The sequence below is a fragment of the Chryseobacterium sp. GP-SGM7 genome, assembly GCF_049166575.1.
In the GTDB taxonomy this organism is placed as follows: Bacteria; Bacteroidota; Bacteroidia; order Flavobacteriales; family Weeksellaceae; genus Chryseobacterium.
Genome location: NZ_JBMHFF010000001.1, coordinates 784,350 through 807,077 on the forward strand (window position 1 = coordinate 784,350; position 22,728 = coordinate 807,077).

General features: G+C 34.1%; 19 protein-coding genes. 10 read left to right on the plus strand and 9 right to left on the minus strand.

Annotated elements, in window-relative coordinates; genetic code table 11:
- The first annotated feature begins 26 nt into the window (after positions 1-26).
- Positions 27-2,153 carry a DNA topoisomerase 3 gene (locus tag ACOOWA_RS03525; RefSeq protein ID WP_421373246.1) on the plus strand — a complete coding sequence of 709 codons (2,127 nt, stop codon included), beginning with the start codon at positions 27-29 and terminating at the stop codon, positions 2,151-2,153.
- 188 nt (positions 2,154-2,341) lie between these two features.
- On the opposite strand, the gene ACOOWA_RS03530 is transcribed toward ACOOWA_RS03525, so the two are convergent.
- Together ACOOWA_RS03530 and ACOOWA_RS03535 are read right to left on the minus strand one after the other, a co-directional pair.
- The gene (locus ACOOWA_RS03530; protein ID WP_421373247.1) at positions 2,342-3,646 is read right to left on the minus strand and encodes a hypothetical protein; all 1,305 of its coding nucleotides are present in this window, start codon (positions 3,644-3,646) and stop codon (positions 2,342-2,344) included.
- Positions 3,647-4,011: 365 nt separating this feature from the next.
- A complete protein-coding gene (locus tag ACOOWA_RS03535) occupies positions 4,012-4,356 on the minus strand; it encodes a MerR family transcriptional regulator (RefSeq protein WP_047445952.1) in 345 nt (114 codons plus the stop codon).
- A gap of 79 nt (positions 4,357-4,435) precedes the next feature.
- Here ACOOWA_RS03535 and ACOOWA_RS03540 point away from each other — a divergent pair, with 79 nt between their 5' ends.
- A complete protein-coding gene (locus tag ACOOWA_RS03540; protein ID WP_421373248.1) occupies positions 4,436-5,326 on the plus strand; it encodes an SMP-30/gluconolactonase/LRE family protein in 891 nt (296 codons plus the stop codon).
- 161 nt (positions 5,327-5,487) lie between these two features.
- On the opposite strand, the gene ACOOWA_RS03545 is transcribed toward ACOOWA_RS03540, so the two are convergent.
- Complete coding sequence (locus ACOOWA_RS03545) at positions 5,488-6,792, minus strand: DEAD/DEAH box helicase (RefSeq protein WP_421373249.1); 1,305 nt, start codon at positions 6,790-6,792, stop codon at positions 5,488-5,490.
- A 104-nt stretch (positions 6,793-6,896) separates the two neighbouring features.
- On the opposite strand from ACOOWA_RS03545, the gene ACOOWA_RS03550 reads away from it, so the two are divergent.
- From ACOOWA_RS03550 to ACOOWA_RS03570, 5 genes are all read left to right on the plus strand, one after another.
- Entirely contained in the window at positions 6,897-7,319 is a 423-nt protein-coding gene (locus ACOOWA_RS03550; protein WP_421373250.1) for a PaaI family thioesterase, read from the plus strand.
- 26 nt (positions 7,320-7,345) lie between these two features.
- Complete coding sequence (locus ACOOWA_RS03555; protein WP_421373251.1) at positions 7,346-7,690, plus strand: phage holin family protein; 345 nt, start codon at positions 7,346-7,348, stop codon at positions 7,688-7,690.
- A gap of 269 nt (positions 7,691-7,959) precedes the next feature.
- Positions 7,960-12,195: a T9SS type B sorting domain-containing protein gene (locus ACOOWA_RS03560; protein ID WP_421373252.1), complete on the plus strand. Its 4,236-nt coding sequence runs from the start codon at positions 7,960-7,962 to the stop codon at positions 12,193-12,195.
- Between the two features lie 209 nt (positions 12,196-12,404).
- Positions 12,405-12,821 (plus strand): endonuclease domain-containing protein, encoded by a 417-nt coding sequence (locus tag ACOOWA_RS03565; protein ID WP_421373253.1) that lies wholly within the window; start codon positions 12,405-12,407, stop codon positions 12,819-12,821.
- A 229-nt stretch (positions 12,822-13,050) separates the two neighbouring features.
- Positions 13,051-15,036 (plus strand): urocanate hydratase, encoded by a 1,986-nt coding sequence (locus ACOOWA_RS03570; protein ID WP_421373254.1) that lies wholly within the window; start codon positions 13,051-13,053, stop codon positions 15,034-15,036.
- Positions 15,037-15,109: 73 nt separating this feature from the next.
- On the opposite strand, the gene ACOOWA_RS03575 is transcribed toward ACOOWA_RS03570, so the two are convergent.
- The 3 genes from ACOOWA_RS03575 to ACOOWA_RS03585 are packed head-to-tail and all read right to left on the minus strand — an operon-like array spanning position 15,110 to position 18,029.
- Positions 15,110-15,769: a hypothetical protein gene (locus tag ACOOWA_RS03575; protein ID WP_421373255.1), complete on the minus strand. Its 660-nt coding sequence runs from the start codon at positions 15,767-15,769 to the stop codon at positions 15,110-15,112.
- The gene (locus ACOOWA_RS03580) at positions 15,769-16,911 is read right to left on the minus strand and encodes an AAA family ATPase (RefSeq protein ID WP_421373256.1); all 1,143 of its coding nucleotides are present in this window, start codon (positions 16,909-16,911) and stop codon (positions 15,769-15,771) included. Before ACOOWA_RS03580 ends, ACOOWA_RS03575 begins: the two co-directional genes overlap by 1 nt.
- A complete protein-coding gene (locus ACOOWA_RS03585) occupies positions 16,908-18,029 on the minus strand; it encodes a DUF262 domain-containing protein (protein ID WP_421373258.1) in 1,122 nt (373 codons plus the stop codon). Before ACOOWA_RS03585 ends, ACOOWA_RS03580 begins: the two co-directional genes overlap by 4 nt.
- Positions 18,030-18,439: 410 nt before the next feature.
- On the opposite strand from ACOOWA_RS03585, the gene ACOOWA_RS03590 reads away from it, so the two are divergent.
- Together ACOOWA_RS03590 and ACOOWA_RS03595 are read left to right on the plus strand one after the other, a co-directional pair.
- The gene (locus tag ACOOWA_RS03590) at positions 18,440-19,141 is read left to right on the plus strand and encodes a DUF6261 family protein (RefSeq protein WP_421373259.1); all 702 of its coding nucleotides are present in this window, start codon (positions 18,440-18,442) and stop codon (positions 19,139-19,141) included.
- A gap of 380 nt (positions 19,142-19,521) precedes the next feature.
- Positions 19,522-19,839, plus strand: a complete 318-nt coding sequence (locus ACOOWA_RS03595) for a GIY-YIG nuclease family protein (RefSeq protein WP_421373260.1) — start codon at positions 19,522-19,524, stop codon at positions 19,837-19,839.
- A 400-nt stretch (positions 19,840-20,239) separates the two neighbouring features.
- Here ACOOWA_RS03595 and ACOOWA_RS03600 read toward each other — a convergent pair whose 3' ends face one another.
- On the minus strand, positions 20,240-20,827 hold the full coding sequence (locus ACOOWA_RS03600) for a DUF892 family protein (RefSeq protein ID WP_421373262.1): 588 nt from the start codon (positions 20,825-20,827) through the stop codon (positions 20,240-20,242).
- Between the two features lie 293 nt (positions 20,828-21,120).
- On the opposite strand from ACOOWA_RS03600, the gene ACOOWA_RS03605 reads away from it, so the two are divergent.
- Positions 21,121-21,873: an SDR family oxidoreductase gene (locus tag ACOOWA_RS03605; RefSeq protein ID WP_421373263.1), complete on the plus strand. Its 753-nt coding sequence runs from the start codon at positions 21,121-21,123 to the stop codon at positions 21,871-21,873.
- 72 nt (positions 21,874-21,945) lie between these two features.
- Here ACOOWA_RS03605 and ACOOWA_RS03610 read toward each other — a convergent pair whose 3' ends face one another.
- Complete coding sequence (locus ACOOWA_RS03610; protein ID WP_421373264.1) at positions 21,946-22,173, minus strand: hypothetical protein; 228 nt, start codon at positions 22,171-22,173, stop codon at positions 21,946-21,948.
- Between the two features lie 21 nt (positions 22,174-22,194).
- Positions 22,195-22,659 carry a PA2169 family four-helix-bundle protein gene (locus ACOOWA_RS03615; protein WP_421373266.1) on the minus strand — a complete coding sequence of 155 codons (465 nt, stop codon included), beginning with the start codon at positions 22,657-22,659 and terminating at the stop codon, positions 22,195-22,197.
- Positions 22,660-22,728 lie beyond the last annotated feature (69 nt).

Genomic DNA, 22,728 nt, shown 5'->3' on the forward strand with positions numbered 1-22,728 from the left:
CCCTCTTCTAAAATTCCGATTCATTCATGAAACTTTGTATTGCCGAAAAACCCAGCGTTGCCAGAGATATTGCCAAAGTATTGGGCGCGACGATGCCTAAACAAGGCTACATGGAAGGAAACGGCTACTGCGTGACATGGACTTTCGGACATCTTTGTACCCTGAAAGAGCCTCACGATTACGGTCCTCAATACAAATCCTGGAATTTATTTTTGTTGCCAATTATTCCTCAGAATTTCGGAATTAAATTAATACCCAACAAAGGGGTGGAAAATCAGTTCAAAGTCATTGAAAAATTGGTTGCGGAATGCGATGAGGTCATCAATTGCGGGGATGCCGGACAAGAGGGTGAGCTCATTCAGCGTTGGGTTTTACAGAAAGCAAAGTGCAACAAACCAATTCAGCGTTTGTGGATTTCATCTTTGACGGAGGAAGCTATTAAAGAAGGTTTTGCCAGTTTGAAACCTGCCGAAGATTACAAAAATCTCTATCTCGCAGGAAATGCAAGAGCAATTGGAGACTGGCTTTTGGGAATCAATGCTACACGACTTTTTACTAAAAAATTTGGTGGAAATAAAGCCGTTTTGTCAATTGGACGAGTTCAGACTCCAACTTTGGCGATGCTGGTTCAGCGTCAGAAAGAAATTGATGCTTTTATGACTGAAGAATATTGGGAACTGAAAACCAAATACCGTGACGTTATTTTTAACGCAGCAATAGACCGGTTGAAAACTTTAGACCGAGCTGAAAAAGGTTTGGAATACTTAAAAATCAATCCTTTTGAAATCGTTTCATTTGAAATTAAAGAAGGAAAAGAAAAAAATCCAAGACTGTTTGATCTGACCGGACTTCAGGTGGAAGCCAACAAAAAATATGGTTATTCTGCAGAGCATACTTTAAATTATATTCAAAGTCTTTACGAGAAAAAACATGTGACATATCCGCGTGTTGATACAACTTATCTATCTGAAAGTTTGTATCCTAAAATTGAAGGAATTCTCCGCAAAATGACTCCGTATCAGGATTTAATTGCACCTCTTTTGCAGGAACCGATTCCAAAATCGAAAGCGGTTTTTGATGATGCAAAAGTGACCGATCACCATGCGATTATTCCGACGGAAGTAACGCCTTCTCAAAATTTAACGAGAGAAGAAAAATTTATTTATGATTTAATTGCCAAACGTTTTATTGCAGTTTTTTATCCTGAATGTAAAATTTCAAATACTTTGGTAGAAGCAAAAGTGGGAACAATTCCATTTAAAACAAGCGGAAAACAGATTCTCGAACCGGGTTGGAGAGCTGTTTATGCCAAAGAACCGAAAGAAGAATCAACAGATAAAGAAAAAGATAAGGAAGAAGAACAGACAATTCCCGAATTTGTTGTCGGAGAAACCGGTCCGCACGAACCGATGATTCATCAGGGAAAAACATCACCGCCAAAGCCTTATACGGAAGCAACACTTCTTCGTGCCATGGAAACCGCCGGAAAGCAGGTTGATGATGAAGAGCTTCGCGAAATGATGAAAAACAACGGAATCGGAAGACCTTCAACCCGCGCAAACATCATCGAAACACTTTTCAAACGAAAATATATTGAAAGGAAAAAGAAAAATTTAGTTGCAACATCCACAGGAATTCAGTTAATTGATACCATTGAAGACGAATTGCTCAAAAGCCCGGAATTAACTGGTGAATGGGAATCTAAACTCCGTAAGATTGAAAAAGGCGAGTATGAAGCCAATCAGTTTAAAGATGAACTGATTCAGATGGTAAGCGAATTAACAAAAAGGGTAGTCGACGGAAAAGGGAAAGTCATTAATCTCGAAGAAGAAAAACCTGAAGTTAAAGAAAAGAAAAAACGTGAACCGACTGTAAAAAAAGAATTACAGTCTTGGGAAGAAACCAAATGTCCGAAGTGTAAAAATCATAATCTGATGAAAGGTAAAACTGCAGTCGGATGTTCAGATTTTAAAAACTGCGGCTTCAAAGTTTTGTTTGATATTTTCGGTAAAAAACTATCTGATAAACAGTTAATGGATTTGGTTTTAAAAGGAAAAACTTCCAAATTAAAAGGCTTTACAACACATCCTGAAAATATAGCAGAAGGAATTGTTTCGCTTTCTCAGGAATTTAAAATCGTTCTCAATTCATAATTTATATATGATTTTTTATAAACTTTAAGATTTTGAGCCATTAAGATTTATTAAGTATTTTAGATATATTAAGTTGAGCTTTGCTTTAAGGAAGATTCTTATAAAATCTTTAGATTTTTCTTAAACTATCTCAATTTCTAAAAAATCTTAATGGTTAAATTTTAAATAATTTCGCGATCAACCATCAACTATTTCACATAAAGTCTCATCCTCGCTTCATATTCCGGTTTGGTTTTTAAGAATTTCCAAATTTTCTTATCATCGGGATTGCTGATTCTGTAATAAATGATTTTATCCGCAGAATATTTAAAATAAGGATGATTTTTCAGCCATTCTTCGGGAGCATCAACCAATGAATATCTTTCGACTTTTGAATTATCAAGCGGAGCGATACTCAGTAATTTTTGAACCAGTTCTTTATCAATGTTATACGTTTCTAGTATCTGTTCTTTTGTCATAAATCCGCCTAATTTCTTTCTGAAGCCAATCATAGAACCTGCACTTTTTTCATCCAAACCAAATTCTGAAAGCTGCTTAAAGGTAATCGAATTCATATCGGTTTTTGAAAAATCGGTTTTTTCCTGTTTAAATTCAGGCTTTTTATCCTCTGAATTTTTTGACATTGTTGAAGGATTCAGTTTGATAAATGGTTTTAATTCTTCAAATTTTTCGACAGAAATAACGAAGCAGTTTTTAATATCATCTAAAGTTTTGAAACTGCCTTTCAGGTTTCGGTCGCGATAATTCACAATGACATTGGCCTGCTTTTCAGAAAAACCTAAAGCGATCCAGCCGTTGACATCCAAAACATTTGGGTCAAATGACGTTTGAATTTTTTTAGAATTAAATGATTTTAATTTTCCGGCATAAGGGTTGAAATTCGCTGGAGTTTTTGCAGGAAGAATCAAATAAGGTTCTAATTTTAAATAATTTTCTTCATTAATAATAAAACACTCTTTAAACTTTTCTTTGCTCACAAAACTTCCGCCCAAATAATTTTTAAACTTTAAAATTGCTGCAGATTGTTTCTCAGAAAAGCCCATATTTTCCCAATCAGTTTGTGAAAGTTGGTCGGGATTAAATTTCTTTGTGATTATTAAAGATTTCTTCTCAAAATTTTTAAAATTTGAATTTCCTTTGGCTTCAGCGTTGGTTTCGGGAAGTAAAATGTAATCTTCAAGTTGAGTATATTTTTCCTCAGAAATCGCATAACAGTTTTTGAACTGCTCTTTTGAAAGGAAATTTCCTCCAACAATTTTCTTGTATTTTAGAATTGTTGCGGTTTGTTTTTCAGAAAATCCAAGTTTTTGCCATTGATTTTCATCGAGCTCATTCGGATCAAATTCTGAAAGAGATTCTGTGGGTAAATTTTCAGAAATAAAGGTGAGATCAGGAAATTTTTCGTCACTTTTTTCGGTGTAATTCTGAAAGACAGTGAGCGCAAGAAGAAGTATTCCTAAAATACCCATTTTTTGGTAGTAAGCTTTTTTCATCGTTTTGTATTTTATGTTTTTGATAATGATTTTAATTTCTCAAATCATTATAGAATAAAGTTATGAATTAATTTAATTCAAAACACAAATGATGGAAAAATAATAAATAAATTGTTGTATTCCAGAATATTGTACTATTGGAAATACATTGAAATGGCCGAGTTTGATGGGATGAAAACCGTTTAAAAATTTCTTTTATTATGAATGAAAATCTGCAGGAGTGAACCGACGAAAATACCGATTACAGCACTCATTAATAATGTGTTTGCATTAAAAACAGCTCCCAATATAACGAGAAATAACGAGATTCCGGCGATGATTTTTATGTGCTTTTTATTTCTTAAATTAATCATTCAACATGCAATTTACTCGGAATCTTTCTCCACTAAAGATTCTTTTAATTTTAATAATTCAGCTTTTACAAATTCTAATCGGTCGATTAATGTAACGGTTTCTGAGATTTTTGAGTTGGTGGTTAACGCAATTCTTGCTCCGTCAAGCGTATATCCTTTTTCTTTTACCAAATGATAAATGATTTTCAGGTTTTTAATATCTTCGGGAGTAAAATACCGGTTTCCTTTTTTGTTTTTTTTAGGTTTAATAATAGGAAATTCCTGTTCCCAATATCGTATCAATGAAGCGTTTACGTCAAAAGCTTTGGCAACTTCGCCAATCGAATAATACAGTTTGTCGGGTAAATTTGTCTTCATTATAAATCCGGAAAATTCAAAGATAAATATTTTTTAAACCATTTAGCAAATTGTAAATTGCAATCTCTAATTTAAAAGTATGAAAAATATCCTGAATATAGGTCTTGTTGGTTTGGTTTTGGCATTTCTCAGTTGCAAATCAACAAATTATAATGCTATGTTTGAAAACACCGAACCAAAATTAATTTCAGACCGATTTTCTTTTACGGAAGGTCCTGCAGCCGACAAATCGGGTAATGTATATTTCAGCGATCAGCCAAATGATAAAATTTATGTTTGGGACTGGAAAACCGACAGAATTTCTCTTTTTCTTGATAAAACAGGTCGTGCCAACGGAACTTATTTTGATGAAAATGATAATTTGATTACCTGTTCAGACAACGAAGGAGAAATCTGGAAAATCGGAAAAGATAAATCCATCGAAGTTTTGTCTAAAGGATTTGAGGGAAAGAGATTAAATGGTCCTAATGATCTTTGGCTTGATGGAAATGGCGGAATTTATTTCACAGATCCTTTATATAAAAGAGATTATTGGGAAGATTTTAAAGTTGAAATTCCTGAAAAGAATTTATATTACAGAAATCAAAACGGAAAAATCTCAAAAATTGAAACTTTCGTTCAGCCCAATGGAATTATCGGAAGTACAAAATTGAAAAAATTATACGTTTCTGATATTGATGCAGGAAAAACGTATGTTTATGATATTTTAGGTGAAGGAAATCTGTCTGAGAAGAAATTATTCTGTGAAATGGGTTCAGACGGAATGACGTTGGATAAAGAAGGAAATTTGTATTTAACAGGAGATGGAGTAACAATTTTCAATTCTAAAGGCGAAAAAATTCACCACATCAAAATTCCGGAAGACTGGACAGGGAATGTAACTTTCGGCGGTGAAAAAAATAATATTCTGTTTATTACTGCTTCAAAATCTGTTTATACTTTACCGACGAAAACTTCGTCAATGAAGTAAATCTTTAACCACAAAATTCACAAAAGAATTCTTAGTTATAATAAACCTGCAAAAAAGATAAAAAAAGGGTTGGTTATAAAAGTCTATCTTTTTTGATCTTTAATTTTTATCAATTAATCTTTAATTTTTAATAACTTTTGTGTCTTTTGTGGTTAAAAAAATCAATAAGCTACCTCCATTTTCACTTTTTTTCCTTTCAGTTTTTCGTTGCTTAATTTTTTCAGCAATTCTCTTACCTTAGATCTTGAAACAGCAACATATGACGTTGTATCTTTTACTTCAATAAGTCCAACATCTTCTTTTTGAAGCTCACCTTTTTTGATTAAATATCCTACAATATCTACTTTGTTGACTTTATCTTTTTTTCCGGCACTGATGTAAACCGTTTGAAATGGCGAGTTAGCGGGAACTTTTGAAAATTCTTTCACCGATTCTTCAGGTACACCTTTTTCGATAAAAGGGAATTTTTCTTCGGCGGTCATAATCAGATAAACCGAACCTTTTGCATTCATTCTTGCGGTTCGTCCGTTTCTGTGGATAAAAGCATCTTCCGTTGTAGGTAATTGGTAATGTATAATCGATTCAACTTCGGGAATATCTAAACCTCTTGCAGCCAAATCTGTAGTAATTAAAACTCTTGCGGTATCATTTCTGAATTTCAGCAACGCACGTTCTCTTTCGTCCTGTTCCATACCGCCGTGAAACGTTTCTCTGTCGATGCCTTTTTCACGCAGCAATTCAGAAATACGGTCAACTGCTTCTCTGTGGTTGCAGAAAATAAGCGTTCTTTTATTTCCGATTTTACAGATAAGATGGAATAAAGTATCCAGTTTTTCCTCCGAAATGGTCAGTACTTTCTTTAGCTGAATATCCGGTTTATTTTCCAGTTTTAAGAAATCAACAAGTTTTTCGTTTTTTAATCCGGTAAATCTCGGAATTTCGTTCATTGAAGTCGCCGAAGTCAAAATTCTTTGATAAAGATTGTACATATTTTCAATAATGTATTCCATATCATCATGAAAACCAAACTCTAATGCTTTATCGAATTCATCAAGGACAAGATTTTTAATGGTCTTTACCTCAAGATTTTTATTTCTCATGTGATAAGCAACTCTTCCCGGAGTTCCTATCAATACCGCAGGAGCTTCCTTGAGATTATTCATTTCAATCTTTTTATCGTGACCACCATAGCAAACTGTCACCTTAAAATCTGTTCCCATCGATTTGAAAACCTGCTCAATCTGTAAAGCCAATTCTCTTGCCGGAACCAAAATTAGTGCCTGAATTCCTGTAGATTCTTTCTTTAAATTTCTTAAAACCGGAAACAGAAAAGCAAGTGTTTTTCCAGATCCTGTAGGCGAAAGCAATACAACATCCGTATTGTTTTCTGTCGTTTTGTATGTAGATTTCTGCATCTGATTCATATCCTGAATCTGCAGTTTTTGATAAATAGCTTCTAAATCCATTTTGCAAAGGTAAGCGAAAAGAATTTTTGTTGAAATGTAAATTTATTTAAAGAAATTTGCTAAACCTAAACCTAAACCTAAACCTAAACCTAAACCTAAACCTCATGTCTCCCGAAAAAACAAAACTCATGACCGACAGTTTCAGCCGTTCCGAAACTTTAAAATTCTACAAAGCCGAACTTTTGGAAATTGAAACTGATTTCGTTTCGATCAAGATTCCGAAAATGGAATTGATGACCAGAAAAGCAGGAATGTTCAACGGAGCGATGATTGCATCTTTGGTTGATGTTTCTTCAGGTTATGCAGCCGTAAGTCATTACGAAGAAGATTGTTATGTTGTTACAGTAGAGCTGAAAGTCAATTATTTACGACCAGCAATGGGAGATGCGTTGATTTCAAAATCTTATGTGGTAAAAGGTGGCGGTAAAATTAGTGTAATTCGCACCGAAATTTATACTTTTGATGAAAATCATTCTTCAGAAAGCCATGTGGCAACTTCTTTAGTGACCATGATGAAAATTAAATAAATAATTCTGAATAAAAAAATAAAACTATGAATATCCTTATCCGACTTTTTATCACGGCAATCGTTGCGTTTTTACTCACAAAAATCCTTCCGGGAGTTCATTTTGACGGTTTTGGCGGAGCAGTAATCTTTGCGATTGTTTTAGGAATTTTAAATCTTATTTTAAAACCTATTCTCAGTCTTTTTGGTCTTCCGTTGACGATCATTACTTTAGGATTTTTTGCTCTGGTTATCAATGCGGTTATTATTTTGGTCGCAGATTATTTTATAGATTCTATGGAAGTTGGCGGCTTTTGGTGGGCATTTATTTTCAGTATTGCTTTATCGGTAATTACATCGCTTGCAAATTCTATGTTTTCAGATAAAGATTAAAGAAAATAAAAGCAAAATTTGAGAGTGGAAGTCGTGAGATTTTCACTTTTTTTGTTTTTATAATGGAAATTAATCGTTCAGAGGTTGGAAATGAAGAAAATATTTTAGGTAGTGTGGTAGATTATAGTGTTGATTTTGAGTTATTAATAGGTTTCTGTTATTGTAATGTTAATTGATTTTTAATAAATTATAAATAATTCTTTATGTTTGTTTATTTTATATTTTAAAAATATTATTTTTGAATAATATTTATCAGTAAATAGTTATTGATGAATTATAATTTTTTTACACCAAATTCAATGACAAAATATTTACAGTTTTTTTTACTGTTTATCGGTGCTTTTGCCTTTTCACAGGCTCCGGTAAACATCAAAATTAAAGATGCTGCAGGAAATGAAAACTTTCACGTTACCTGTACCAATAATCTTGATGCAAATGGATGCATTCCTCTTCATGTGGAATTTCCGGTTTTGAGACAGTCTACTACGTATCAGCTCAATCAGGGAACTTATGACCCGCCCATTCCTCTGAATCAGGGAACTTCACTGAATGCCAATTTTGATGATGTATTTACTTCTAAAATAGATCTGCCATTCAGATTTTGTTTTTTCAATCAGTACTTTGAGTCTGTAGTTATCGGTTCAAACGGGATGGTTACTTTTGATCTGAATCAGCAAGGGAATATCAATTACCCCAATGTAATCTGGCAAAATCCTGATCCTGGTCTTCCGAAGAATTCGATTTTCGGGGTCTATCATGATATGGTTTTTTCGGCAGGGGATAGTTCAGAAATTTACTATTCAACCATAGGAACTGCTCCGTACAGAAAATTCGTAGTCAATTTCTATGATGGAAGAGTTGCGGGTTGTACCGATCGTTCTTCATCACAGATTGTTTTGCATGAGACAACCAATATTGTGGAGGTTTTTGTTGATAAAAAACTCACACCTTGTGCAACCAGAAAGTTTGAAAATGCGCTAATCGGAATTATTAATAATGATGGAACGGTAGGATATTCTCCTGCTTCGAGAAATACCGGAAATTGGCAGGCGTTACAGGAATCATGGAAGTTTACTCCGAACGGAAGTATCATTCAGCCAACCGTGAACTGGACGAATTCTGCAGGGCAAACTGTAGGAACGGGAATTCAGACAACGGTTTGTCCTACTCAGAATGAAGTTTACACAGCCAATGTTAATTTTAATATTTGTGGAAACAGTAATTTGGCTTTAACAGATGATTTTATCCTGGATTTTGATCCAACTTATCCTATTTCCAGAGATTACACTCAGGATTTTTGCGGAAATGCTCCGGTTCAGATTAATTTAAATGATTTTAAACCGAACATAACCTCACAGAATCCGGCGAATTTTAATTTTACATTTCATAATTCTTTAGTTGATGCACAAAATAATCAGAACAGCATTTCTACCGTTTATTCATTAAATGCTAATGCGGTTTTATATGTAAGGATTCAGAATCCGAATGTTCCGGGATGTTTCAGAGTTGCGGTTCTTACTTTAAATTTTTTAACTAAAAATCTTCTTACAGATTTGGTTTCGGTTTGTGATACCAATAATGACGGAATAGAATCTGCCTATGATCTTACTCTTTTAAATGATCAGCTTTTTCCGACGGGAGGTACCAATATTTCTTATTTTCTTTCACAATCAAACGCACAGAATAATACCGGGTCTGTCACTGCAACCAATATTGTTCCGGCAACGAAAGTTTGGGCAAGAGTTCAGTACGGAAGTTGTACGTATATTTTGGGGCCAGTCAATTTTGAGTTCAAACCCGGAGTGAACGTAAATTCTCCTGTTTCTTTTGCATACACAATGTGTGATATTAATGCAGATAATTCAGAAGCTTTTGATTTTGAATTCAATATCGGACCTTTAATTACTTCTCAAGCAGCGACCTTTACGGTTTACAGCACTTTTATGGATGCTTATAATGATTCCGGAGAGGTAATTGGAACTATCAAAAATGGAAGTTATACAGTCTACATAAGAGTTACTATTTCAGGAGGCTGCTTTGCGGTGGTGCCTGTAAATTTAGACATAACTTTTACAAAAATTCTTGTAAATGATAAAAATGAATACATCTGTTTCAACGGTACAGATGATATCAACGTGAATCTCACCACTCTTTCATCTGTAAATATGCTTATTTCTCCGGCAACTGTTCCTTTTACAAAATTTTATGAGGAGTATAGTGATGCCTTGCAAGATGCCAATCCTATCTCACCAGCACAGACCATTACAGAAAACGGAAATTTCGTAAGCAAAACATTTTATGTGAGATTTGAGCAGAGTAATACCTGTTTTACAGTCAGGCCAATCAATATACATTTGGTACATCCTGAAATGGTAATTTCAAATTTTAATATTTGTGATTTTAATAATGATAATTCTGAAAATGTTGATTTAACACAATTTTCAGGAGCAATTATCGGAAACCAAAATGCGACAACGACTTTTTATCTTACTCAAGCTGAAGCACAAAGCGGAAATAATCCTGTAACCACGGTAAATCTTGTTGGAACAAGACAGTATTTCGTAAAAATCAGTTCTTATAACTGCACCCAAATCTATCCGTTTACGGTAAGTCTGGTTTCAACACCGGCAGTGAATTCAACGGTCAACATTTCTCTTACCAATATTTGTGATAATAATAATGATGGAGTAGAGCTCTATAATCTTACATCGGCTCAGTCTCAAATTTATAATGGTTCTTCAGGAGTTACATTTACTTATTATACTTCCTACAATCCTGGAACACACATTTTTTCAGGAGAAATTACAAATCCAAATGAATTTCTGGTTCAGGGAAATGCAACAGTTTATGTGAAAGTAAAATTTAATAATAACGAATGTTTTTCTGCTTCACAGGTTAATATCCAGATGACATTTTTGCCGACCGTTGTTTTGTTAAATAATGCTGTTTTAAATACCTGCGATGAAGATTTCAATCTGAATGAAACTTTTACACTGAGTGACGCAGTTTCGCAAATATTTATTCCTTCTCAGAATACTTATCAACTTTCTGATATGATTATTTCGTACTACAATACTTTGGCAGAAGCAAATGCAGGAAATCCTTCCGCTCAGATAGGAAACAGTATGGTAACCACCGTTTCATCGGTTCAGGTTTGGGCCAGATTTCAGTCAAAAACAACGGGCTGTTTTTCGGTGGCTCCGATTCAGCTGAATACTTATTTCCCTCCAAAAGCGATCAATTCGAGCATAATAGTTTGTGACGAAAATCTTGATGGAATTTATGAAGTTAATCTGATGAACTATACCAATCTGTACGTTGATATACCGAGCCAGATCAATACTTTCACTTTTTATCTTACGCAAAATGATGCGCAAAATGGTATAAACCCAATTGCAAATCCTCAGAATTTTACAGCAAATCCTTTTCCAACACAGATTTGGGTGAAAGTGATGAACATTCCTGGTTGTGACGATATTGCGAGCATTAATTTTATGATTGGAAATAAAGTAGTGCTTCAAAATTCTGGTCCGTTCCTGTTAAATAATGTTTGTGATACTTTAAATGATGGAATTGAAGTCGTAAATCTTACCCAATTCCAATCTCAGATTTACTCAGGAAGTACTGTGAGTTTTACATATTATCCGTCTTTAGCAGATTTAAATGCAGGAACAAATACGATAACAAATCCGGTAAACTATTCTTTTAATCAGAATTCAGGTTCAGACATAATTTACGTTAAAGTAAGCGTTCCCGGATTTTGTCCAGAAGTGGCTACCATAAAGATTTCTTTGAAAAATGTGCCGTTTTTCGCAATTCCGACTCAGTTTTTCTGTCCGGATGCAACATTCAATTATACTTTAAAAGTTGAAGGTCATACTATTGTAAGTTATGTCTGGACGAATCCTGCAGGACAAATAGTTTCTACTACCGATACTTTAGTCAATATAGGAATGGTTGGAACTTATACGGTCACAGTTACTTCAGACAACGGCTGTTCTTACACGACAACTTTTGAAGCAAAATATTATGATGTTCCTGTAATTCAGCAAATGGTTGCAAACGGAAATACATATACCATCACTGCAACGGGTTCACAGCCGATTGTTTATTCAATCGACGGAATTACTTGGCAGCAAAGCAATGTTTTCTACAACTTGCCGACAGGAATTACAACGTTCTACGTGAGATATGTTGAAGGAACGTGTATTGTAAAACAGGATGGAGTAATTTTAGATATTAAGAATACCATCACACCAAATGGAGACGGAATGAACGATAAATGGATCATCAGAAACCTTCATGTTTTCGGAACTAAAAAAACCAACGTAAAAGTTTTTGACCGTTATCAATATCTGATTTTCGAGCAAAATACAAATACTCAGATTGTTTGGGACGGAACGATTGCCGGAAGACCAATTCCTACATCAAGTTATTGGTACGTTATTACGCTTCCGGATGGCAGAACGTTCACCGGATGGGTTTTGGTGAAGAATAATAATTGATATTTTAAATATAAAGATAAAACCTCATTGATTTCAGTGAGGTTTCATTGTTTTTGTGATCATTTCCAATTATGTTAGCATAAAATTCCCCTCCTTTGGAGGGGTGGATTCGACCGAAGGGAGAAGACGGGGTGGTTATATGCAATCAATTAAGCTTATTTTTCTAAAATTTTCAGAAAAAATTCTTATCTTTCATTAAACACAATCCGATGAAAGAAATTCTTACAGAAATAAATGGAATCCCAATTTACAAAAATTGCAAACCCTATCTTCCTTACAATCCCAATTTAAAAATACTTTTACCTAAAAAACGCAAAGCCCGAATTCTTAATGAAGTTATATTCTGGAAAAAAGTTCGTGCAAAAACATTTCACGAAATCGATTTTGACAGACAGAGAATTATCGGGAATTACATTGTTGATTTTTATGTAAAAACTCTTGGCTTGATTATAGAAATAGATGGCTCAAGTCATGATGAAAAAGAAATATATGATGGAATTAGACAAGATTATTTGGAGTCTTTAGGATTGAATATTTTTAGAATCACAGATTTTGACATCAAAAACAATCTGTCATTGGTGATGAAAGAATTAGAAGATTTTATTATTAAAAATTACAGCAATTAAAATTCCCCTCCTCTGGAGGGGTGGATTTGACCAACGGGAGAAGACGGGGTGGTTTACGCACGATTAACCACCCCGTCAAAAATTCTGTCGAATTTTCGCCACCCCTCCAGAGGAGGGGAATTTCCATCACGCTGCATATTTTTTAACATTAGTTGCACGGATTTTCTAATTTGAATATCTTTAAAACCACAAAATTTCAAATCTCAAATAAGAAATCTCAAATTTAGAAATGACATTCCAACAACAAATAAAACAGGGAATTCCTACCGAATTACCTCAGCCAAAACCATACGAACAAAACATCAACCACGCTCCGAAACGTAAAGAAATCTTAACGGATGAAGAGAAAAAACTTGCTCTGAAAAACGCTTTACGTTATTTTGAACCTAAGTTCCACACAGAATTGTTGCCGGAATTTAAGGAAGAACTGGAAAAATACGGAAGGATTTATATGTATCGTTTTCGTCCGGATTATGAAATGAAAGCGAGAGATATTGCAGAATATCCCGGAAAATCTGAGCAGGCAAAAGCAATTATGCTGATGATTCAGAACAATCTGGATTATGCAGTGGCGCAACATCCTCATGAACTGATTACGTACGGTGGAAATGGTGCGGTTTTCTCAAACTGGGCTCAGTATCTTTTGACAATGAAATATCTGTCGGAAATGACGGACGAACAAACATTGACGATGTATTCCGGTCATCCGATGGGATTGTTTCCTTCGCATAAAGATGCACCAAGAGTAGTGGTAACGAATGGAATGATGATTCCAAACTATTCTAAACCTGATGATTGGGAGAAATTCAATGCGTTGGGTGTAACGCAGTACGGACAAATGACCGCTGGATCTTATATGTACATCGGTCCGCAGGGAATTGTGCATGGAACGACGATTACCGTTTTGAATGCTTTCAGAAAAATAAATAAAGAACCGAAAGGCGGATTATTCGTCACTTCTGGCTTAGGCGGAATGTCCGGAGCTCAGCCAAAAGCAGGAAATATTGCAGGTTGTATCACGGTAATTGCAGAAGTCAATCCAAAGATTACCAAAATCCGTCACGATCAGAAATGGGTCAATGAAATTCACGAAAATCTTGATGAACTGGTGACAAGAGTAAGAAAAGCTCAGAAAAATAATGAAACGGTTTCTATAGCTTACCTTGGAAATATCGTTGAGGTTTGGGAGAAATTTGATGCAGAAAATTTAAGAATCGATATCGGTTCAGACCAGACTTCGCTTCACAATCCCTGGGCGGGCGGTTATTATCCGGTCGGACAAACCTTTGAGGAATCCAACACGATGATGGCAGAAAACCCTGAATTATTCAAAGAAAAAGTTCAGGAAACCTTGAGAAGACACGCTTCCGCCATCAACAAACATACCGCAAAAGGAACTTATTTCTTCGATTACGGAAACGCTTTTTTACTGGAAGCATCAAGAGCCGGAGCTGATGTGATGGCAGAAAATCCTACCTTGGGAAGAGAGTTCAAGTATCCTTCTTACGTTCAGGATATTATGGGACCGATGTGTTTTGATTATGGTTTTGGGCCGTTCCGTTGGGTTTGTACAAGCGGAAAACCGGAAGATTTACAGAAAACAGACGAGATTGCCTGCACCATTTTAGAGGAAATGATTAAAAATTCTCCCGAAGAAATCCAGCAACAGATGAAGGATAATATTCAATGGATTAAAGGAGCGCAGGAAAATAAACTGGTCGTTGGTTCACAGGCTAGAATTTTATACGCCGATGCGGAAGGTAGAATGAAAATCGCAGAAGCTTTCAACAAAGCCATTGCCAACGGAGAAATCGGGGCGGTGGTTTTGGGTAGAGATCATCACGATGTTTCGGGGACGGATTCGCCATACAGAGAGACTTCCAATATTTATGACGGCTCGAGATTTACGGCAGATATGGCGATTCACAATGTAATTGGCGACAGTTTCCGTGGAGCGACCTGGGTTTCTATTCACAACGGAGGTGGCGTTGGATGGGGCGAAGTGATCAACGGTGGTTTCGGGATGTTGCTCGATGGAAGCGATGATGCCGACAGAAGATTAAAATCGATGCTCTTTTGGGACGTCAACAACGGAATTTCCCGACGAAGCTGGGCAAGAAATGAAGGTGCCGTTTTCGCCATCAAAAGAGCCATGGAAGCAGAACCGAATTTGAAAGTGACGCTACCGAATTTTGTGGATGAAAGTTTGTTTTAAAACTTTTTAAGAAGTATCTGATCAATAATTAAATGTAAATAAAAGAGACTATCAATAAAATGATTAGTCTCTTTCATTTACCAAAATATTTTTTAATGGATGTTGGTATATTATTATTTGACTTATCTAAATTATTATGATAGGCGTGAAAAGTGTTGTCAGCCGTATGTTCATTAGGAAACAATATAAACAATTTTTCTTCCTCGTCATAATTGATATGAAAGTTGGATCTTTTTCTCAAATCAAAAATAGCATCATCTAATAATTTTTGGGAATTTTTGTCCATACAATATAATTGCGATTCGCCAGGATGACAAAGAATCAAAGTGCCATTATCTCTTTTTCTACCATGTTTTGGATAATGTGGATTAAACTTTCTTGCAGGCAATGATTTATTAATAAATGACCAAGCATTTCTTGCATTACTAAATTGATTTTGTGTTTGATCGCATATCTTTGCTAAAGTAATATTAATATTTCCTTGAGAAGGAGCTATTTCATTCATACCTTCAAAGTCTTTTAAAAAATCTTTCACTTTATTTTTAAACCTTGGTAAAGCATTATCATTTTCAATATTACTAAGTGCTTTTTGAAAAAGATTTTTATTATAAATTGCTTTGACTCCTAATTGTCGTGAAACTTCAAATAATAACTGAAAATCTCTTACAGTTTCAATAGTTAAAGGTTCTAAAAAAAAAGTATCATCAATATAAAAATAAAATTTTTGCTCCATTATAAATCAAATAAAAAGTCAGTATCTGTAGTAATTTGATCGAAAAAACCTTCGGGTGCAAAACGGATTACGCCTCCTTCTTCAATAACTATTTTATGTGCTATTGAGCTAGGGCTTGTTTCATCTCTTTCAAACTGATAGATTAATACATTCTCCTTGCTAATTCCTTCTTTAGAGTGGTTTTCGTGCTTTTTGCATTGCACGAGAATACCATTTATAATGTGGTCTGAGTGAGTTTCAATTATAATTTGTATACCTGCCTGAGCGGCATTACAAAGTAATTCAGAAAGTTTTGCAATTCCCTTAGGATGTAAATGAGCTTCAGGATTTTCAATGATTATTAATCCACCAGGTTTTGCTGAGAGAACGGCAACTAAGATTGGTAATGTATAAGACAAACCAAAACCTACATTTATTGGACTCTTACTTAGAGATTTTCCTGCGACAAAGTTACCCTCGTAGGTGTAAATTAGTTCAAAACCTAAGGATCCCGAGTCACGTGTTTCAATAATAACATTTTCACTAATCTCTCTTTCCCAAGCAATTATTTGATTGAGTAGGGTATCTCCTACATAATTTGGATTGATTAACTTTTCCAAAACTTTGTCGTTTTGATGTATATGAAGATAATGGACTGCGAACTCGGCCTTCCCATCTTTTTCCGAAATTTGTCCCATTTTTTCGACAATAACATCATTTCGTTGATAAGATATTTTAGGTTCTAATCTTGAAGAACTTATATATTGAAAATTTTGATTAAATAGAGCTTCATTTGTATCTATTTCTGGTATAACACACGTTTGATCTTTGTTAATATAATTTTTTAGTTCACCTTCGTTCTCAATAGTAAATAAAAATGAATACGTTTTTTTTTCACTCTCAATTATGAAACTAATCGTATTATCATTTGCATTTTCATATAATGCATCTCTAACATTTCCAATCTTGACAGAATCAGTCAATAGATCCAAATATTCAAATCCTTTTCTACTAAAATAAGCCTCGCGTAAGAGCAATAATGGTTGAAAAAATGACGATTTACCTACACTATTATTTCCACACAAAATTGTCAGGTTTGACAACTCTAATCCCCCACTATCTTTGTGCGATTTGAAATTTTTGATCTGTACTTGTTTTATCATTTTTTAAATTTTTCGATAAGTTTTCGAGCTTCTTTGTTTCGTAATAATGTTCTATCCTTTCCAGAAGTCCCATTAGAAATTGAATCTAAAAATTTTTTATCGTTTTGTAGTAAAATAAACTCTGCTATAAATCTATCTTTCGATTTTATTAATTTTTTACTTTCTTTAGGTTCTAATTGAGCGAAGCTGACTGACAGGATTTCAAAAATTGATTTATTCAATTGTTTTCTTGCATCATCTTTGTTCAAACGTTTTCTAAATGCATCGTTTCCAAATATTGTGAATGCCGTATCTAATCCTTGGTAAAAAGCATCTTTAATTTTAATTTGATTTAATTTACTTTCAGGTATTAATAATGTTCCTTCGGTAAGAAAGTTATCCATATCTGGTTCATAATTTTCATAACCCTGAAGAAAGAAACCTACAAAGCGACTTGCAAAATCTAAGTCTTCTTGTCGGTCAGTTTTAACCTTTCCTCCAGTAACTTCAATAAACTTCTTTGCTTCTTTACCTGTACCCCTGACTAAACTCTTAAGAAATTCAGTTTTATAACCCCAGAGTAAAGCTGTTCTCAGCTCTTGAGAGCTTAACTCTATAGACCCTTGATTAATTCTTCTAAAAATATTGTGCTTTACTTTTTCTGGTGTACCTTTTTGAATAAGGTTTATAGTGATTTGAGATTGGTTAATATTTCTTTGATAAATTCTTTCTAATTCGTCCCAACCACAACCTTCTAACTCTCTTAGAAATTCCAATTTACTTAATTTGAATTTTTTTTCTATAATAAACTCTCTCATTGTCGTGACTCGTTGTAAGCCATCAACAACCCACCATATATCTTGTTCTCTTTCATCAAAATAAAACAATGGGATAGGAAGTTTCAACATCAATGATTCAATAAATCTACTCTTTCTTTTTTCATCCCATAAACCAGCTTTCCTTTGATATTCTGGTATATTTATTTCTTTATATTCTAACTTATCAACAAGCTGTCCAATTGTCAAAGGAATTACTTTAATATTGATTTTCTTTGGATCAAAAGGAGTTAAAACATCAATTTCTTCATTTCCTATTTCTTCCTCAATATCTCCTTTTTCAGTATCTAAATGATTGCTCATTATATTTTATTTTGAACAAAATTAAGAAAAAAGATAGGAAAATTACATCTACATTGAAATCATTCCAAAACAATTTTTGATTTGTTTAATAATTGATACTTCACTTAAGTTTTAGGTGAGATTTTAACCATTTTCTTCCAACAAAAATCTTTTTTCTCTAAAACAACATTATTTATAACCAAAGACAAATTACTTTTAGATAAAACAACCTTAAAACAAACCTCCTGCATCTGCATTTTGTCTAAAACAACCTTGTTTGTAACCTTCTGCAATTGCAGGAAGTCTCCAACAAGTTGCAGGGAAGTTCCTCCAACTGCATTTTATTTCCCACAAAATGTTTGAAACTAAATGCGGAATTATTTATATTTGTTTTGAGTAATTAATAAATTTTTAACAAACAAACACATTAAATGATGAAAATTTCATTAGTGAGATTGAGCACTAAAGATCTTGCGACTTTGGCTCAGAGAATTATTTCAAACATCCAGTCGGGAAAATATCCTGTGATTTCCAACCATCCGCTTACCGCAATTTTGCAGACTTCCTACAATGAATACGATTTGGTGTATACTAAACAAATCTACAGCGGAAAAGGAAAAGACGTTGCCAATGCAGACCATGAAAGGGATGTCGCTTACACCAATCTGAAAGCCTTTCTCAACGGTTACCGACAACTTTCTACGGCATCCAATTATCAGTCGGCGGTGGATTTGTACAGCGTATTCAAAACGTACGGACTGAATCTTGACCGTTTAAGTTATTCCTCCCAAACCGCTCAGATGAAAAAGCTGATCGAAGAACTGGAAACTCCTGAAAACCTGCAGAAAATAGCTTTGCTTTCTCTTAATCCTGCTTTCATGGAAATGAAAACAAAGCATGAAGATTTTGAAACTTTATTTGCCGATCAGGCAGAAGCCAATGCAGATCTCCGAAATCAGTCGAGCGCATCTGCCATTCGGAAAGATTTAGAGAAAAACCTGAAAGCCTACATTAATCTGTTGACGGTTATGAAAGAGGTTTCGGGTTGGGAATTGCTTTACACCGATACGAATGAGCTGGTAAAGGCAGCGAAAAATTCGGAGGTGAAAAAGAAGGATGAAAAAACAGAATAAATTATTATAACTCAGCGGAATGCTGAGTTTTTCTGTTAATCATTCCTTTTACCAGCCAGTTTGTCATCCTGAAACCGTTAGGTTCGGCGAAGTCAAAGGATCTAGGCGTGAATCTTCCAATGCAACGCCTCCAATAATAAGTCAAGATCCCTACGGGATGACAAACTGTGTGCAGAAGTGTATACATAAGTTTTTGGGTTTTGCAAAAAGAAATAAGCGCAAAGTTTGTCATCCTGAAAGGATATAAACGGGAATCTTTCCATACGATTCTTCAATACTATGTTGAGATCCCTACGGGATGACAAACTGTATATGTAATTGTGTACAGAATATGTGGGGAAAATTAAATATTGGCTTAAATAAAAAAACACACATAATGATTGAACTCACTGAAGGAATTTATACGTTTTTACGTTTATATTCTTACCAATAAAAATAAAACTGTTCTCTATACAGGTGTTACAAACAATCTACATAGGAGATTACACCAACATAAAATAAAGCTAAATCCTAAATCATTTACGGCAAAATATAATGTGGAATTCTTAGTTTATTATGAAAAGTTCGGTTGGATTCATCAGGCTATCGAACGGGAAAAAGAGATAAAAAAGTTATCTCGAATAAAAAAATTAGAGATGATAAGAATCCAGAATCCCAAAATGGATTTTTTGAATCATTTGTTTCAACACGAGTTTTAATGATTCTTACGGAATATTTGTGAAGAAAATAAGGGATAAATTCTATGTTTGTCATCCTGAAAGAATCTAAACGCAATCTTTCAATATAATATCTCTAATACTAACGCTGAGATCCCTACGGGATGACAAATTGGGTTGCAGAATCTTTTGGTCTGGACAATGAAACTTATCGCACTGTTTGTCATCCTGAAACCTTTAGGTTCGGCGAAGTCAAAGGATCTAAACGGATTTGTTGTGAAAGGATCTTTTATTTAAATTACAAATAAGACTCTTATAACGATATATAATATTGAAAAACTGTTTACTATGATCATAATCATAATGCTTTGAATTTTAGATATAAACGCCAAAAGAACATAAAAAAAGATCCGCTGACGGATCTTTCTAACTAACTTTATGATTACTCATTAATCGCTTTTGAATTGAGATTGGTATCTGCAATTTTCGTAAGTAAATTGTTACAGTTTTTTTCCTCATCCAGAGTTGAAAGCAGATATTTCAGACAATCTTTTTCTTTTAAAACTTTTGCGTAAGCGGCTAAAGTACCGTAAGTTGCAATCTCATAATGCTCAACTTTCTGTGCTGCAGCAATAATTCCTGCATCCCGTACTGCGCCTGGTTTTGTTTCTTCCATAATGCTTTTTCCTTCCTCCAAAAGTCCGTCCATCGCATCGCATTTTTTTGCCTGTGCTCTTTTTTTCAATGCTTTAAAACATCCCTCTATTCTTTTTACGTGTTCTTTAGTTTCTTCCAAATGACTAGCAATGGCTGTTTTCAATTTAGGCTCAGTTGCATTTTTGTGCATTTTAGGTAATGCTTTAGCCAATGCCTTTTCTGCCCAGTAAATATCTTTCAATCCATCTTCAAACAAATCGCTCAGATCTTTTGCGGCATCTTTTTTGGCAGGAGTTTTAGAACTTGTTTTTGATTCTTTTGTTGAGGTTTTTGCAGTCGTACTTTTTTTGACTGTTGCATTTTTAGTTGCCATAATATTTTATTTGATTGGTTTATTGCGGTGAAAATTACAATTTTCAGACCATCAACAATAAAATGATCAAGATGTGGTATTTAATCTTTTTTTTAGTGTTTATCATGATTATAAGCATAATACAAAAGATTTCAAATTTCTAAATTGGATAATATTAAAACTGACCATCAGATAAAATTTATAATAAAAGTGATGCAATTTCTCATTTATGTATTAGATATATTTAAAATTTGCTTTCCAAAATCGGTTAGCAATTATGATTAATAAAAAAGATCAAACCATATAATAAAACTATGAATAATTTAAAACTTAGAGGCAAAACATCCCTCATTACGGGAGCAGGAAGTGGAATAGGCAAAGCAACGGCTTTGCTTTTTGCAGAAGAAGGAGCAAATATTGCCATTATCTATCACAGTGACGATGACGAAGCGGAAAAAACCAAAAAAGAAATTCTTGCTTTAGGAAGTGACTGTATTGTTTTGAAAGGAGATATTAACGATAATGATTTTTGCGAAAAATCTACCAAAGAAGTTGTCGAAAAATTCGGAAGCATTGATATTTTAGTCAATAATGCGGGAACACAAACTCCGCAGGATGATATTTCAAAATTAAAAGAAGAAGATATTCGGACCACTTTTAACTCAAATATTATTGGAATGATTTTATTAACAAAAGCTGTTTTTCCGTATTTAAAAGAGGGAAGCAGTATTATAAATACCACTTCTGCAACTGCATATCAAGGTCATGAAGAACTTTTAGATTATTCTGCATCAAAAGGGGCAATTGTTTCTTTCACGAGATCATTGGCATTGCAATCTAAACCAAAAGGAATCCGGGTAAATGCAGTTGCACCCGGTCCTGTTGCCACACCATTAACGAAAGAAACTTTTGACGAAAAAGAGGAAGATGATAACAAACCGCCATTACAAAGAAATGCATCGACAGAAGAAATTGCGCCAAGTTATTTATTTCTTGCAACAGAAGCTTCTGCGCAGATTACAGGACAGGTTCTCCATCCGAATGGCGGAATTATCGTTAACGGATAACATTAATTTGACATTTTAAAATGAAAAAACGGTAAGAACTATCTTGCCGTTTTTGTTATAATTTAAACTTAATTATTTTTCTTCTTTATTAAAACTCACCACTTCAAAAAATCCGTCTGAAGAATATTTTTTACAGCTTTCATCATCAAATTTTTCAGGATCTTTCATAAAATCATCGATGAATTTTTTACTTTCATCGGTATTGGCAGGAGCAATCACAAGATGAAACATTTTCAATACAGAATCGTCTGCGTTTTGTAATGATTCTTTTTTGTGCTGTAAGGCTTCTTGGTAATTCATGTAATTTGGTTTTAGAAATGATTAATCTTCTTTGCTTTTGTAATGTTCAATATTATTAAACTGATGGTAAGATGTTCTCAGGCTGTGAAGCTGATCAGCAATGACAGATGAACTTTCAGAGCATAAATCTCCACTTTTCAAGGCGTTTTCATAGGCTTCAATGGCATGCTTTTCACCAAAAACTACATTTTGCAGAGTTTCCTGATCATTGTTGGTTACCGGAAGAGAATTTTTAATATTAATCCAGGCTCTGTGAAGACTTCCTGCAACAGATCCGCTGTCTGAAGGATTTCCACCCCGTTCTGTAATCAAATTTATAATTTCATTTTTCATAATTTTTGATTGTGAAATCATTTTATCATATTCTCCTTTTAAATCAGAATAACTTTCCCAAACTTTCCCTTCCACACTTTCGAAACCTTTTATTCGATCATTCGTAATCTGCAATAAATCATTGAGTACCGATATTGTTTTTGAATTGTCCATAATATTTTTTGATGATGTTAAAACAACAAATATGCCTTTGAGAAACAATGTGGTATACGAAAAGATATA